Origin of the sequence: Kocuria sp. UBA1838 (assembly GCF_002338785.1) — a bacterium.
GTDB lineage: Bacteria > Actinomycetota > Actinomycetes > Actinomycetales > Micrococcaceae > Kocuria > Kocuria marina.
This window is the reverse complement of sequence record NZ_DDIY01000006.1, coordinates 56,429-71,336: the sequence shown is the minus strand read 5'-3', so window position 1 is coordinate 71,336 and position 14,908 is coordinate 56,429. Positions and strand designations below refer to the sequence as shown.

Below are 14,908 nucleotides of genomic sequence, written 5' to 3'. Positions count from 1 at the left end.
GTGGTGGCCGTGGGCCGCGGCGGCCCCCTGGACCTCGTGGACTCCTCGCGTAACGGGTGGCTCTACGCCCCGGGTGACCTGGCCGGGTTGCGCGAGCGCGTCCGGGACCTCGCGGGCGACGACGCCAAACGCCTCGCCTTCGCGCGCACCGCCCACCAGTGCGTGCAGGAGCGCACGTGGGGTGCTGTGTGCGAGCAGTTGCTGGGCCACTACGAGCGCGCTCGCACGGTCACCTCCCGGATGCGCGGCACGCGCCGCAGCGACCTGCGCACCCCATGAGAACCGCCGCCGGGTGCCAGATGTTACTCAACAGAAGCTTGATTAAGTTTTGATGACATTCTCGGTCCGCGCCTGGCTGGTCCCCCGAATCCACGGATAGGCTCGAAGCAGCTTCACGAGATGCGCCCGCGCAACGACAAGGACGTCACCGCGCGCCCAGAGCTCCAACTCGGCGTACGCCAACCCTCGGTTCAGGGGTGGATTGGATGACGAAGCGGCCGGGGCCACACGTGTGGTTCCGGCAAGCGACCGGAAAAATCAGAGGCCCGACAACATGAACACGACAACCCAGAAATCCCACCCCGACACCCGCGAACAGTGGGTGGACGTCACCGTTCAGGCGGACCCCGCCCGGCACGTGGTGTCCATCACGGGATCGGACGGTCACGAGCACGAGTACTTCGCGGACGACGCCCGTGAGGTCGCACTCGCCGCACAGCACACACGGGGGCGCGGCCAGTGGTGCGCCAAGTACAGCCGACTCCTGGTCCCCGGGGCCTCCCGGGTGACCGGCGGGGTGTCCTTCTACAAGCTGGAGCCGATGCCCGCGTAGTCCACGCGCACACGGTCACCGCGACCGCGAACTCCACGAACGGTGCGGCCCGGGTCCGAACGGATCCGGGCCACACGCGTGTGTCGAGCGCTTCTCTGCGCTCCCGCCCGGTTCTCAGTGGGCGGTCGTGTCCCGGTCCTGGGCGATCAGCTCGGCGGCGCGTTCACCGCTCATGAAGACCGTGATGTTCGGGTTCACCGTCACGAGCTCGGGCATCACCGAGGCGTCTGCCACGCGCAATCCGCTCACGCCCTTGACGATTGCATCCAGCAGGAACGCCGTGCGCCCGGTGATGAGCACGTACAGCATGAGCCCGATCGCCAGGATGATGTTCAGCTCGGAAAGCCGCCGGATGCCCTTGTCCACGCCCAAGATGGTCCCCAGCAGCGCCGCGGTGTCCACGGCGTCGCCGGCGGCACCGTGGATCCGGCACCCGATCAGGGGGTAGAGAGCGGAGCGGATGCTCAGCGGCATGCCGAAGCGGTAGGCGAAGTAGCCGAATGCCATGCCCATCAGGGCGTACATGGCCCACCCCGTGAACAGGTTGAACTGGGGTTTCGCATGGTCCGGGCCCATCTTGATCGTGCCGTGCCTGCTGTCCGCGACCAGGATCACGAACACGATCGCGAGAGCGGCCGTGAGGATGTAGAACCACCCCAGCCGGGAGGCGACCCACGCGACCACGCCGCCGATCACGGCGTCGGCGTGCTCGGGTGCCTCCGTGGCCCAGGCGGACAGCGAGACAAGCAGGGTTGCCGCGGCCACGAAGACCCGCCAGTTGACGGGCAACCGGGGTGGCGCAGAGCGAGGGGCCCGGACAGGGCGGGCGGATCCGCGACGGGCGACGAGCCCGGGCGTGGGTGACGGATGGACGAGGAATCGTGTGTGGTCACGTCGGGGATGCGGGTCGGACGTCGGACGACCCGGGGTTGAGGCGCCTTACTACCAGCCGTTAGTCATGGCACGCCACCTCACTTTAGGGGAGGGCCGCGCAGCAGCCGAATGCAGCCGCGCGGCCCCACGAGCACACCCCCGTTCGCCCGGGGCGGCACTGTCAGCCCAGCAGCTTGGCCACGAGGGCGCTCGCGAACTCCTCGGAGACGTCCCCGTAGTTCAGGGAGAAGTCCTCGTCCACGAGCGTGGGCAGCAGCCCCGAGCACAGCACCGTGGCGCGCCCGTACAGCCCCGGCAGGGCGGCACCGATGGGCACGGAGAGCAACCGCAGCTCGGGATCGTAGCTGACCAACGCCGTGCCGGTGTCCCGCGCCGCGAGGTGCTTGCCGAGCCCCGAGGACACGGGACGGGCGTGACCCGAGACCACGTCCTCCGCGGTGCGGTAGGCGTAGCGCGTCTTGTGGTGGTGGTTGATCCGGTACAGCCCCGCCTGGTTGCGGTCGTCCGTGGCCTCCCACGTGGCGTCCGCGGGCACGAAGCGTTCCGCGACCCCGTTGTACTGCATCTCCTTCAGGGGCAGCCCGGCGACGACCGAGGACAACGGGGGCAGGGTGTCGAGCATGACGGGCCCGGCGTCGTAGACCACGTCGCACAGCCCCTCGGGCAGCAGCTTGCTCAGCGCGTCTAGGTCCACATCCTGGAGCATGGTGGTCGCGTGGTCCTCCGGGGACAGCACCACGACCTCACCACCCTGGGCCCCGACCGCCTGCGTCACGGCGTCCTCTTGGTCGGTCTTCCACCCGCCCGTGAGCAGGATGGAGCCGTCCACGAGCTGGGTCAGGGCCGGGGAGCACACCTGCCAGCGGCGCACCGTCCAGTTCTCGTCCCGGATCACCTCCAGGAAACCGAGGGCCTGCAGGTGACCCACGAACCATTCCTCGAAGCGCTCGGAGTCCTCGAGCTGGCGCGCCACGATGGACAGGCTCGACCGCTTGCCGCCACCCAAGAACGTGAGGATGTCCTTGAACGGCGCCCAGGACCCCGGGTACTCGCCCTCGTCCGGGCCGATGAACTGCAGTGCCTCGACCGAACCCGTCTGACCCACCGCCGAGAGCTTGGTGAGCCGGCCGGGGTAGCGCTTGGTGAGCCCGCAGAACTTGCAGCGCCCGAACACCCACGGCGCCTTGGCCTTGGGATCCATGGGGGGCAGGATCACTTTGTGCTTGCCCGTGACCATGCAGGACACGTCCGGGGCCTCGGGCAGCTCGTTGCTGCGCTCGGGGAACATCTGCCCCTCGGCGGACTCCCACCCGGCGACCTCGGGCACGGGGACCTCGTCCACGGCGGCCTCGTGGGGGTCCATGTTGTCGAACGAGCCCTGGACGTACTCATCCGGGATCTCGTCCCGCGTTACCGCGGTGACGGGCCACAACGGTTCCTCCGCGACGTGGACCATCTCACCGTCGTAGCCCAGGGAACGTTGAGTGATGTAGTAGGAACTGTCCCGCACGCGGAACTCGAGGCGCTGCTTCACGGTGCGCCCGGAACGCAGCACTAGCGTGTAGTCGTTGGGCTTGAGGTGGCCGTCCTCGCGGGCCAGTTCCGTACCGCCCAGGCTCACCTGGAACGGTGGCACCCGGGGTGCGGTGAGCTTGGTGCTCATGAGCTTGAACGAGTGCGGGTTACGCCACTCGCACTCCACGGACAGGGGGTCGTCGCTGTCGGACGTGACGGTCAACTGCGGGGGCCGCAGGGCCGAGAACCGGTCCACGTCCCCGGGGATCCGCAGCCCGCCGGACAGGGTGATTGCGGGGACCAGGCGGGGTACAAGGGCCGAGAAGTTGTCGTTGACGGTCAGCGCGGGGTCACCGGCACGCAGCACCTGGACGTCGTCGAACAGCACCCAGCCCTCGCAGACCCCGTTCTCCCCCGGGCCCACCACGCGGTAGTCGGGAGAGGCCGAGTCGTCCAGGATCGCGCGGATCTGATCCACCCATTCAGGTTGATTGCGCACCATGATCCGGCACGGCCACGCCGCGGGGACGTGGTCCACGGAGATGAACGTGTCCGAGTACGCGTCCTTGGCGAAGACCACCACGGGCCGTGGATTACGCGTGAGGGTGAGCTCCCCCGCGGTGATCTGCAGCTGCCCGGACAGCAGCGTGTCACTCGTCATGCGGGCGTTGTACGCGGAGATCCCCAGGAACGCGTCCCCGATGTAGGACAGGAACATGGTGCGCGGGCCGACCGTGGTCGCGAGATCCACCTCCCGACCGGGCACCAGCCGCTTGGGCACCACGAAACCGAGTTCGTAGATGGGGTTGCCCACGTAGTCCGTGCCGTCCGTGAGGGACAACCCGGGGCTGCGCGAGCCCAGGTGCCGCGTGCCGCGGGCGGCGGCCGCGGCGGCGTCGTCCGGGGCGGACTCCCACGCGTCCAACTGGGCGAGCGCGACCTGCAACGCGGGATCGCGCGTGAGGGGGTTGGTCCAGATGCTGCGCAGGCTCTTGGACACATCGGTGTCCGCGATGTCGAGCCAGAAGTCGATGTAGATCCCGAGCTCCGCCGCGCTCATCCCCTGCGCCGTGGTCAGTTCGAGGTCCTCGAACATCTGGTGCAGTTGCCGCAGCTCGGACGGGCCGAACAGGGTCTGGGACAGAGCGAGGCCCACGGGACGGTGGTTCACGGCGTACGCGGACGGCAACCCGAGTTGGCCGTCGAAGGCCTCGAGCCAATAGCGCAGCGCGTCCCAGTAGGTCTCGGAGTCCTTGCGCACCGAGGTCTCGAGCGCCTTGACGTTGTCCTGGCCCGCTTGCAGCAACACCGCGAGCGGCAGGTAGAACGTGGACACGGACTTCTTGCCCGTGCGCGCCGCGAGCGCGGACATGTGCCGCCCGGCCAGGGCGAACAGGGCCAACAGCGCCACGATGGGCGGCGGGCCAATCCTGGTGAGGTCCTCGAGCTGGCGCCGGGACGTCCGGTACCACGCCTCGGTGAGCTTGTTGAACGCGTCGAACACGGACCGGCGGGAGCCGTCCGTCACGAGCAGCGGCGTCACGGAGTCGGCAAGCGCACGCAGCGTGGCCGGGCCGTCCAGGCCGAATTCCGAGCCGATCTGTTCGAGCATCTTCTCGTCCAGGTCCAGGTGGACCAGTTCCCCGGCCCTCCTGGGGCCGAAGAATGCCCGCGCCACGGCGTCGTTCCAGCGCAGGTACTCGACTTCCCGGGGTCCGGATGCCATTGCGTGGTCCCCCGTGTGGAAACCGGCAGCGTCAGCCACAAATCCTCCGTCTGCGCCGTGCGGCGCGCTCGAAACACGACAATCCCTGTCGATTATAAGTTCCCGCCCGTCGGCGGTTCACTGCCCGATCCCACCGCGCCCCCGGTTTGCACGACGACGACGCCGCTGCCCCGGCCCTCGCCCACCGGCGCCCGGCCGTGTCCGCACCGGGCGGTACGGTAGGGGCCATGGATGGTGCTGCGCAGTTCACGGACGCCCGCGGTCCGGGTGCCGCCCCGGACTGGCGCAGCGAACTCTCCCGGATCGTGCCCGGCACGAGTCCCGACAGGGTCGTGGCGGACCCGGAATCCGGACCCACCGTGGCCCTCGAACTGGACCTGGCCCGGGTGCAGAACCGCACACCGAAAGCGTGGCAGGAATCACCCCGGGAGACCCCGCTGAGTCTCACGGCCCGTCCGGTGCTGCGCGGACAGCGCCACGGGTGGGTGCACACCGGCATCGACTGGGGCAACCTGGCCTCCCACGCCCGCTCCGGACACCTGAGCGCGGAGCAACTGGACTGGTTCGAGGAGCTGCGAGCGCTCTCCGAGTCGCACCGCGGCAGTTACGCTGCGGACCGGCACCAGCTGCACATGGAGCGCTACACCTCTCCCCTGTTGTGGCCCATCCTGGGGCGCGCCCGGGGGCTCGGGATCCCGCTCGTCTCCAAGGGCACGGGAGCACCCGTGATCGTGGATCGCGACGGCCGGTTCGAGGTGCGCGTGGATCCCGGCGAGCACGGCGAGCTCGCCCTGCACCCCCAGCTCATCGTGGGCGAGAACGAGATCCCCCTGCGCTGGACCCGGATCATCGGCCAGCCAGGTCACGGCCTGTTCTACCCGGACGCGACCCCCGCGGCCCTGGACACCGCGGAGGACCTCAACCAGTTCCCGTTGCACCTGGTCGCCCTGGGCACCCGCCTCAATCAGCAGCAGCGCTCGTTCCTGGACCGCGCCGAATCCCTCACGGTCCCGCATGACGGTGTGGAGGAGTTCTTCGACACCTACTTCCCCCGGTTGCACCAGAGCATGCACGTGATCGCGGGCGAGGACTCCCTGGTGCTGCCCCAGGTCGCGGATCCGCAGTTCGTGCTCACCATCCACCACGACGACCTCACCGAACGCGTGGAGTGGGAGTGGGAGTACCAGAAGGGTCGCGAACGGATCCGGCTGCCCTTCCGCCCCCTGGACCCTCTCGGGGACGAGCCCGTGGCCCGCGAGTCCCGGTGGGAGTCCTCCATGGTCCAGGCCGTGCACCGCCGGATCCCCGAGTTGGACTTCAAACGCAGTTCGTACGCGGCGCAGGACGCCCTGACCCTGTTGCGGGTGTGGTTGCCGCTGCTGCGCAAGATCCCCGACCTGCGCATCGTGGAGACCGGCGGGAGTCCCGCCTACCGCGAGGTCACCGAACCCACCGAGATCACGGTGTCCACCGCGCCCACCGAACACCACGACTGGTTCGGCCTGGGTGTCACCATCAGGGTCGGTGAGCACTACCTCCCGTTCTCCCAGATCTTTCAAGCGCTCGACCGCGGCCAGGACGTGATGTTGCTGCCGGACGGTTCCTACTTCTCCCTGGACCGCCCCGAGTTCACGCGGCTGCGCACGCTCATCGCCGAGGCTCGCACCCTGCAGGAGGACAAGGACGCGCCGCTCGCGTTGAACCGCTACCAGGCGAGCCTGTGGGAGCAGTTTGAGGACCTCGCCACGGACACCCGCCAGGCCGAGCAGTGGCGCGAGGGCGTGCGCGCACTGACCCACCTGCACGAAATCCCCTCTCCCCCGGCCCCCGAGGCCCTACAGGCCAACCTGCGCCCCTACCAGTACGAGGGCTTCCGGTGGCTGAGCTTCCTGTGGGACCACGGACTGGGCGGGATCCTCGCGGACGACATGGGCCTGGGCAAGACCGTGCAGACCATTGCCGCGATCCTGCGCGCCACGGACCGGGACCCGCAGCTGCCGCCCCACCTGGTGATCGCACCCACCTCCGTGGTGGCCAACTGGTCCGCCGAGCTGCGCCGCTTCGCGCCCTCCTTGGACATCACCGTGCTCAACCACACCAAGGACTCCGTGGCCGACGCCGCCGCGCATTCCCATGTGGTGCTCACGTCCTATGCCCTGCTGCGTCTGGACGCGGAGGCCTACCGTTCGGTCGAGTGGACCGGGGTGATCATGGACGAGGCCCAGTTCGTCAAGAACCCCCGGACCAAGGCCTACCGCGCCGTGAAGAATCTGCGGGCACGCACGTGTCTCGCGATCACCGGCACCCCCATGGAGAACAGTCTTTCCGAACTGTGGTCGTTGCTCTCGCTCACCGCCCCCGGGCTGTTCCCGTCCAAGAAACGTTTCACCGAGCACTACCAGCGTCCCATCGAACGCGCCATGGACTCGGACGCCCTGGCCCGGCTGCGGGCCCGGATGCGCCCGTTCATGCTGCGCCGCACCAAGGCGGACGTGGACCTGCAGCTGCCACCCAAGCTCGAGCACGTCCTGCCCGTGGGGTTGAACCCCGAACACCGCAGTGCGTACGACCGCCGGCTGCAGCGTGAGCGCGCCAAGATCCTGGGTCTGCTGCGCAACTTCGACAAGAACCGGTTCACCATCTTCCAGTCGCTGACCACCCTGCGGATGTTGGCGCTGGACCCCGTCCTGGTGGACCCGGAGTCCAAGGCGCCATCCTCAAAGCTGGACGTCCTCTTCGACCAGCTGCCCCAGCTCGTTCAGGAGGGCCACCGCCCGCTCGTGTTCAGCCAGTTCACGAGTTTCCTCAAGATCGTGGCCCAGCGCCTCGACGACGCCGGGATCGCCTACAGCTACCTCGACGGCAGCACGCGGGACCGCGCGGAGGCGCTCGAGAAGTTCCGCAGCGGCCGCGCCCCCGTGTTCCTGGTGAGCCTCAAGGCCGGCGGTTTCGGCATCAACCTCACCGAGGCCGACTACTGCTACCTCCTGGACCCGTGGTGGAATCCCGCGGCGGAGAACCAGGCCGTGGACCGCACCCACCGGATCGGGCAGACCAAGAAGGTCATGGTCTACCGCATGGTCGCGCAGGGCACAATCGAGGAGAAGGTCATGGACCTCAAGGCCCGCAAGGCGGACCTGTTCGGGGCCGTGCTCGACGATGAACGGTTCTTCTCCGCCACGCTCGACGCCGAGGACATCCGCGCGCTGGTTGGTGTCTGAGCGAACCCCGGGGTCCGTTGAGTACCCTGCACGGTCCCGATCACGCCGACGGTCGAGCTCGGGCGCACGCGGGAACACCGCGCGGGGTCCTTTCCGTGGAAGTCACACTCCCCCCGGCCTGTCGACCCGGCACGGTCAGCGGGTTAGCGTGAGCACAGATCACGCTGGCCCCGGCGCACCCGCACCGCGTGCGCGGACCCCTGACCCGATCCGTGGGTGTTGCGTGATCACGGTGTTGGGAGGCACTCGAGCATGTCACACAGCAGGACGCCGCACGGCCACGGTCCGAGTACCGAGGTGGCACTGCGGCGCGCCGGGATCGGTGTTGTGCTGGCCCGGGTTGCCTCCCCCGTCCCCGATCCGCCGGTCTGTCCATGGTCCCGGCTGGAGTCCGTCCTCACCAGGGCCATCGCCGGGATGCTCTGGAACGACTTCCTCATGGTCGAGTACGACCCACCGGAGGGCACCCCGGACGTTCCCGCCGCGTGGGTGCGCACGGGACCCCGCGGGGTGCAGTGCGCCCTGCAGCGCGTTGCGGGCCGTTCCGCGGCCGCCACCCACGGACCCGCCGAGTTCACCGGGCCGTGGTGTCCCGCGGAGCGGCTGAGGTCGTGGGGGTGGGACGATCCCACCGCCCCTGGACGGCCGTGGACGTGCGGACCGTGCCTGCCGCGGGCGGCCGCGCGCAGCGTCCTCGCCGGCATGCGCAGTCACCGGGCGTGCGGGGACCCGTACGAGTTCCACTGGGGCGTGGGGTCGCTCCCCGCCCCGGAGATCACCGCGAGCCGCCTGCTCGCGCTACCCTCGGCAACTACGAGTTCTCCGACGCCGTGGGCGCCTACGTGGTCGCCGCCCTCGTGAGTCTCGTGCTGGGCGCGACCGGGCTGTTCGGCAAACTCCTGGCCGCCATACCCAAACCCATCACCGCGGGGGTGCTCGCGGGGGTCCTGTTGCCGTTCGCGATGCGGGTGGCTCCGGCCGTCGCCTAGCGTCCCGGCACGCTGAGCGGCCCACGGGCTGGATGGCTCCGCGGGCTGACTGGCTCCGCGGTCGATGGCGCGCAGAGCGTATTGCGGCGCAAACAGCGTTCGGCGCGGGTTCAGGTGCGAGCCAGGCGCGAGGCGGGATCCACGGCCGACGGCGCGCGAGGTGCTTCGGAGCCCCGAAACCACCGCCGGTGACCCGCGCGTAAAATTCGGGTACATGCCCGAGCACCACAGCGTTTCCTCCACCGTTCCCGAGTCACCGGAACCCACTGCCGCCCAGATCCGCAGGTGGCGTCACTACCTCGCGGACGAACTCGCCGAGGCCGCCACGTACGAACACCTGGCCCGCCACAGCTCGGGCCGCCATGCCGAGATCTTGCAGAGCGTGGCCGAGGCGGAGGGCCGCCACGCCGAACACTGGCGTCGTCTGCTCGGACCCCACGCCGATCGTCCGGCGAGACCCGCCCTGCAAGCGCAACTGCTCATGTTCTTGGCCAAGCACGTGGGATCCGTCTTCGTCCTGGCGCTGCTGCAGCGCGCCGAGTCCCGCTCCCCGTACCGCGAGGACCCGGATGCCACGGACGCCATGGCGGCGGACGAGGCCGTCCACGAGGAGATCATCCGCGCGCTCGCAACCGATGGCCGCACGCGGTTGTCCGGCAACTTCCGGGCCGCCGTGTTCGGCGCCAACGACGGCCTGGTGTCCAACCTGGCCCTGGTGATGGGCGTGGGCGCCACGGGCACGTCCAGCTCCCTGGTGCTGTTCTCGGGCATCGCCGGACTGCTCGCGGGTGCCCTGTCCATGGGAGCGGGCGAATACGTCTCCGTGCGATCCCAGCGGGAACTGCTGGACGCCTCCCAACCCACCCAGGTGACCCTGCGCGTGGCGCCGGCGTTGGACCTGAACGCCAACGAGCTCACACTGATCTACCGGGCCCGGGGCATGAGCGAGAAGGCTGCAGAGCACCGGGCGGCCGAGCGACTCGGACACTTCGACTGCGACTGCGATCCATCGCTGTCGTTCCAAGACGAGAAGGCGCGTCGTGTGCTCAACACGGAACCGGGCGAGGAGCTTCCCGCCACGGACGACAACCAGGCCCTGGGCACCGATCTGGGGGCGGCGGCGTCGAGCTTCTGCTTCTTCGCGTCCGGGGCGATCATCCCGATCCTGCCCTACCTCTTCGGCCTGGGCGGCGGAGTGGCCATGGCCGTGGGAATGGCGCTCGTGGGCATCGCGTTGTTGATCACGGGCGGTTTCGTGGGGCTGCTCTCCGGCGCCTCCCCGTTCAGGCGGGGACTACGGCAGCTCGGGATTGGGTACGGGGCCGCGATCGCCACCTACCTTCTGGGGCTCGCATTCAACACGACGGTCTCGTGAGTACCGAACGACGACTGTTCTCCGTGGGCAGAAGTGTGATTTGTGCGACATAAAAGTGGTGCGTGTCCACAATCAGGAGGCATTACTTGTCCCCTCTACGGCCTACAAGTGCAGTGAGTATTGTTGAGATATTTGCTCATTAGCATTTGTTAACCTTCGCTCACTAGGCGAAAAACCCTGTTATTGCAGGTCAGAGCGGCTTTAAGGGGTCAATTTCCGGCTGATTTACACGCATAAATCGGTGGGCCGATTGGCGCGAACCACACTTCATGAAATTTCACCGGCTCCGAGTCATCTGAGAAATTCCGATATTCTGGGGGCGTGGTTCTACGAACCACCGCAACGGGAGACTTCGCACAGGGAAATCGCCACACATGCACTGGGGGGTGCTCTGTGGTTGATGCTGTGCGTCGGTAGCCGCTCAGCCCACGGCTTGATCCCGTTGAGGCGTTATCGCCTGCCGGTGGCTGCGGGTTCTCTCACAGAGGCGCACCTCTCCCCGCGCCGGACGGGCTCCTACCGTCCGCTCCCGCGGCCACCGGTCGTTAACGCCCCTTCCGAGATCCGGACCATCCCGCGCGCTGTGTAGCCCGGGGCGATAAGATCGTCTGCGGTCCCCGGACGGATGACATCCCGTGCTCCGGGGCCGCTCCGTTCCGCGATCCCAGGAGTATCCCCTCATGTCGGCCCAGCAGCCCACGTCCGATGAACACGTCCTGACCGTCCACTGCCCCGAGGCCTACGGTCTCGTGAGCGCCGTGGCGTCGAACCTCACGGAGCAGGGTTGCGACATCTTCGACGTCAAGCATTTCTCGGACCGGCACAACGACGAATTCTTCATCCGCTGCCACACCATGAACGAACCGGGCACCGTGACCACTGAGTCCCTGATCGAGGGGTTCCGCCCGGTGGCCGAGAAGCACGACATGCGCTTCCGTCTGGTGGACGCCCGGCACAAAACCCGTGTGCTCGTCATGGTCTCCAAGATCTCGCACTGCCTCGTGAACCTGCTCCACCGAGCGCGCGTGGGCTCACTGCCCATCGAGATCGTGGGTGTGGTGTCCAATCACACGGACCTGCAACCCCTCGTGGACTTCTACGGTGTGCCGTTCCACCACGTGCCCGTCACCCGGCACACCAAGCCGCAGGCCGAGGCGCAACTGCTCGAGATCGCCGCGTCCTACGACACCGAACTCGTGGTGCTGGCCCGCTACATGCAGATCCTCTCGGACGAGCTCACACAACAGCTCGCGGGTCGGTGCATCAACATCCACCACTCGTTCCTGCCCTCCTTCAAGGGCGCCAAGCCGTACCACCAGGCCTACGAGCGCGGGGTCAAGATGGTCGGGGCCACCGCCCACTATGTCACCCCGGACCTGGACGAGGGTCCGATCATCGCGCAGCGCGTGATCCCGGTGGATCACGCGCACACCCCGGAGGACCTCGTGGCGGTGGGTTCCGAGGCGGAGACCCAGGCCCTGTCCCGCGCCGTGAAGTGGCACGCGGAGGGTCGCGTGGTGATCTCCGGCAATCGGACCATCGTCCTGGCCTGAGTCCTGACCCGATTCACGGTCCTCATCGCGCGCCCGCATCCCGTCCGGCCGGCGCTCGACTCTCACCACGACGAACCGCGCCGCTGTCCCTCACCGGCTGGCACTCGCGTCCGAACGGCACCACGACGAACGACGCCGCTCCTCCACCGAGGTGGGCGAGCGGCGTCGTCGTGGATGCACCGGCGGCGAAGCGCCGGGAGGGGCTTACTTGCCCTCGAAGATCTCCCGCATGAGCTGCGCGGTCTCCGACGGGGTCTTGCCCACCTTCACACCGGCGGCCTCGAGGGCCTCCTTCTTGGCTTGGGCCGTGCCCGAGGAACCAGAGACAATGGCGCCGGCGTGACCCATGGTCTTGCCCTCGGGAGCGGTGAAGCCCGCGACGTAGCCCACCACGGGCTTGGTCACGTTCGCCTTGATGAACTCCGCGGCGCGCTCCTCGGCGTCGCCGCCGATCTCACCGATCATCACGATGGCCTCGGTCTCGGGGTCCGCCTCGAAGGCCTCGAGGGCGTCGATGTGCGTGGTGCCGATGACCGGGTCACCGCCAATGCCGATGGCCGTGGTGAAGCCCAGGTCCCGCAGTTCGTACATCATCTGGTAGGTCAGCGTGCCGGACTTGGAGACCAGGCCCAGCTTGCCCTTGCCCGTGATGTTCGCGGGGGTGATCCCCAGCAGCGACTCCTCGGGGGAGATGATGCCCGGGCAATTGGGGCCGATGATCCGGGTCTTTGGCTTGCCGTCCGCGCCGGTGTTCGCCTTGGCGTGCGCCCAGAACTCGGCGGAGTCCTGCACGGGGATGCCCTCTGTGATGACCACCACGAGCGGGATCTCGGCGTCGATGGCCTCGATCACGGCGTCCTTACAGAAGGCCGGCGGTACGAACACGATCGACGCGTTCGCCCCGGTCTCCTGCACGGCCTCGCTCACGCTGCCGAACACGGGCAGTTCGACGGCGTTGCCGTCCTTGTCCTGGTGGTTCACCGTGGTGCCCGCCTTACGGGCGTTGACACCGCCGAGCACGTTCGTGCCGGCAGCGAGCATGCGCGCGGTGTGCTTGGTGCCCTCGCCGCCGGTGATGCCCTGAACGATGACCTTGGAGTCCTTGTTCAAAAAGATCGACATGTCTTCTTCCTGATAGCTGTTCGCGTGGGCGATTACTTGGCGGAGTGGGCCAGCTCGGCCGCCTTGTCGGCGCCGGAGTCCATGGTGTCCGCGGAGGTGACCAGCGGGTGGTTGGCCTCGCGCAGGATCTGGCGGCCCTCCTCCACGTTGTTGCCGTCCAGACGCACCACGATGGGCTTGGTGGCGGAGTCACCGAGGATGTCCAGCGCCTTCACGATGCCGTTGGCAACGGCGTCGCACGCGGTGATGCCACCGAAGACGTTGACGAACACGGACTTGACCTGCGGGTCATTGAGGATCACGTCCAGACCGGCGGCCATGACCTCGGCGGACGCGCCGCCTCCGATGTCCAGGAAGTTGGCGGGCTTCACGTTGCCGTGCTTCTCACCGGCGTAGGCCACGACGTCCAGGGTGGACATCACGAGACCGGCACCGTTGCCGATGATGCCCACCTCGCCGTCGAGTTTGACGTAGTTGAGGTCGTTCTCCTTGGCCTTCTCCTCGAGGGGGTCCGCGGAGGACTTGTCCGCGAGCGCCGCGTGGTCCTCGTGGCGGAACTCGGCGTTGTCGTCCAGGGAGACCTTGCCGTCCAGGGCGAGGATCTCGCCGTCGCCGGTCTTGACCAGCGGGTTGACCTCCACCAGGGTGGCGTCCTCCTTGGTGTAGACCTCACCGAGCTTGACGAGCACGGGGACGACCTTCTCGGCGGTCTCGGCGTCGAACTTGGCCTGCTCCACGATCTCGCGGGCCTTGGCCTCGGTGATGCCCTCCGCGGGGTTGACGTCCACGCGGGCCAGGGCGTCCGGGCGCTCCACGGCGAGCTGCTCGATCTCCATGCCCCCCTCGACCGAGCACATGGCCAGGTAGGAGCGGTTGGCGCGGTCCAACAGGACGGAGAAGTAGTATTCCTCGGCGATGTCCGCGCCCTGCGCGATCATCACGCGGTGCACGGTGTGGCCCTTGATGTCCATTCCCAGAATCTGCTGGGCGTACTCGTAGGCCTCGTCGGCGGACTTCGCGACCTTCACACCGCCGGCCTTGCCGCGGCCGCCCACCTTGACCTGTGCCTTGACGACGGTGACCCCGCCGATCTTCTCTGCTGCTGCCTTGGCTTCTTCTGGGGTAGTGGCGACGATGCCGGCCAGCACGGGAACGCCGTGCTTCTCGAACAGGTCGCGTGCCTGGTACTCAAACAGGTCCACGGATAAGTGTCCTTCTGCGTCGAGGTGTGTCGTTCCGCACCGGGAACCCCCGGTTGGAGCGACCTGATGTGGGGGGATGCAGCGCAGCACTGCGCTCACAGAGCCCTCACGAGCATTTTAGGCCATGGGCCCTTGATTCGCGTCACACCCGGCCCCCGCGGACACCGCGGGACCGGGCCCGGGATTCCCGCCCGCACGGCAGCGGCTGGTTGACTGGGGGCATGCGACGCATCGGACTGCCGGAGATCTGGGACGCCCGCGAGGCGGACCCGGGGTTCATGGCCTCCTTGGCCACCTTCTCGTTCGTGGCACTCGGGCTGGAGTTGGTGGTCAGCGGGACGATCCTGACTCTCACGGGTTCGGTATCCACCTTCTATCCCCTGGGCTGGCAGGTCGTGGAATGGGTGGGTCTCGGGGCACTGTGGGTGCTGCTCGCGCGCGCCCTGGTGGCCTGGTCCCGGCGCCGCGGGGTCGATCCG

General features: G+C 68.2%; 10 protein-coding genes, 2 pseudogenes and 1 riboswitch. Of the genes and pseudogenes, 8 read left to right on the top strand and 4 right to left on the bottom strand.

Translation table 11 applies throughout. The features are described 5' to 3' along the window. Together B3I25_RS03555 and B3I25_RS03550 are read left to right on the top strand one after the other, a co-directional pair. Positions 1-279 (top strand): annotated as a pseudogene (locus B3I25_RS03555) (alpha-mannosyltransferase); the annotation flags it as partial. Between the two features lie 111 nt (positions 280-390). Continuing rightward, positions 391-533: riboswitch (SAM riboswitch) on the top strand. A gap of 20 nt (positions 534-553) precedes the next feature. Further along, positions 554-832: a hypothetical protein gene (locus tag B3I25_RS03550; RefSeq protein WP_064847194.1), complete on the top strand. Its 279-nt coding sequence runs from the start codon at positions 554-556 to the stop codon at positions 830-832. Positions 833-946: 114 nt separating this feature from the next. Here B3I25_RS03550 and B3I25_RS03545 read toward each other — a convergent pair whose 3' ends face one another. Further along, a complete protein-coding gene (locus B3I25_RS03545) occupies positions 947-1,621 on the bottom strand; it encodes a BCCT family transporter (protein ID WP_286737825.1) in 675 nt (224 codons plus the stop codon). A gap of 265 nt (positions 1,622-1,886) precedes the next feature. Beyond that, positions 1,887-4,967 carry a hypothetical protein gene (locus B3I25_RS03540; protein ID WP_286737824.1) on the bottom strand — a complete coding sequence of 1,027 codons (3,081 nt, stop codon included), beginning with the start codon at positions 4,965-4,967 and terminating at the stop codon, positions 1,887-1,889. Between the two features lie 227 nt (positions 4,968-5,194). On the opposite strand from B3I25_RS03540, the gene B3I25_RS03535 reads away from it, so the two are divergent. The 5 genes from B3I25_RS03535 to purU all read left to right on the top strand — a co-directional run bounded on the left by B3I25_RS03535 (position 5,195) and on the right by purU (position 12,105). Next, complete coding sequence (locus B3I25_RS03535) at positions 5,195-8,188, top strand: DEAD/DEAH box helicase (protein ID WP_286737823.1); 2,994 nt, start codon at positions 5,195-5,197, stop codon at positions 8,186-8,188. Positions 8,189-8,440: 252 nt separating this feature from the next. Continuing rightward, a complete protein-coding gene (locus tag B3I25_RS03530; protein ID WP_286737822.1) occupies positions 8,441-9,049 on the top strand; it encodes a hypothetical protein in 609 nt (202 codons plus the stop codon). Further along, positions 9,046-9,177: a benzoate/H(+) symporter BenE family transporter gene (locus B3I25_RS03525; RefSeq protein WP_286737821.1), complete on the top strand. Its 132-nt coding sequence runs from the start codon at positions 9,046-9,048 to the stop codon at positions 9,175-9,177. Before B3I25_RS03530 ends, B3I25_RS03525 begins: the two co-directional genes overlap by 4 nt. Positions 9,178-9,391: 214 nt before the next feature. Beyond that, positions 9,392-10,552 (top strand): VIT1/CCC1 transporter family protein, encoded by a 1,161-nt coding sequence (locus B3I25_RS03520; RefSeq protein ID WP_193519793.1) that lies wholly within the window; start codon positions 9,392-9,394, stop codon positions 10,550-10,552. Between the two features lie 680 nt (positions 10,553-11,232). After that, positions 11,233-12,105 (top strand): formyltetrahydrofolate deformylase, encoded by an 873-nt coding sequence (gene purU / locus B3I25_RS03515; protein ID WP_193519794.1) that lies wholly within the window; start codon positions 11,233-11,235, stop codon positions 12,103-12,105. Between the two features lie 204 nt (positions 12,106-12,309). Here purU and sucD read toward each other — a convergent pair whose 3' ends face one another. Beyond that, positions 12,310-13,227: a succinate--CoA ligase subunit alpha gene (sucD, locus tag B3I25_RS03510; RefSeq protein ID WP_064847200.1), complete on the bottom strand. Its 918-nt coding sequence runs from the start codon at positions 13,225-13,227 to the stop codon at positions 12,310-12,312. A 32-nt stretch (positions 13,228-13,259) separates the two neighbouring features. Next, positions 13,260-14,429, bottom strand: coding sequence for an ADP-forming succinate--CoA ligase subunit beta (sucC, locus tag B3I25_RS03505; RefSeq protein ID WP_064847201.1), 1,170 nt, complete (start codon positions 14,427-14,429; stop codon positions 13,260-13,262). 221 nt (positions 14,430-14,650) lie between these two features. Between sucC and B3I25_RS03500 the strand changes: the two are divergent. Then, positions 14,651-14,908 (top strand): annotated as a pseudogene (locus B3I25_RS03500) (hypothetical protein); the annotation flags it as partial.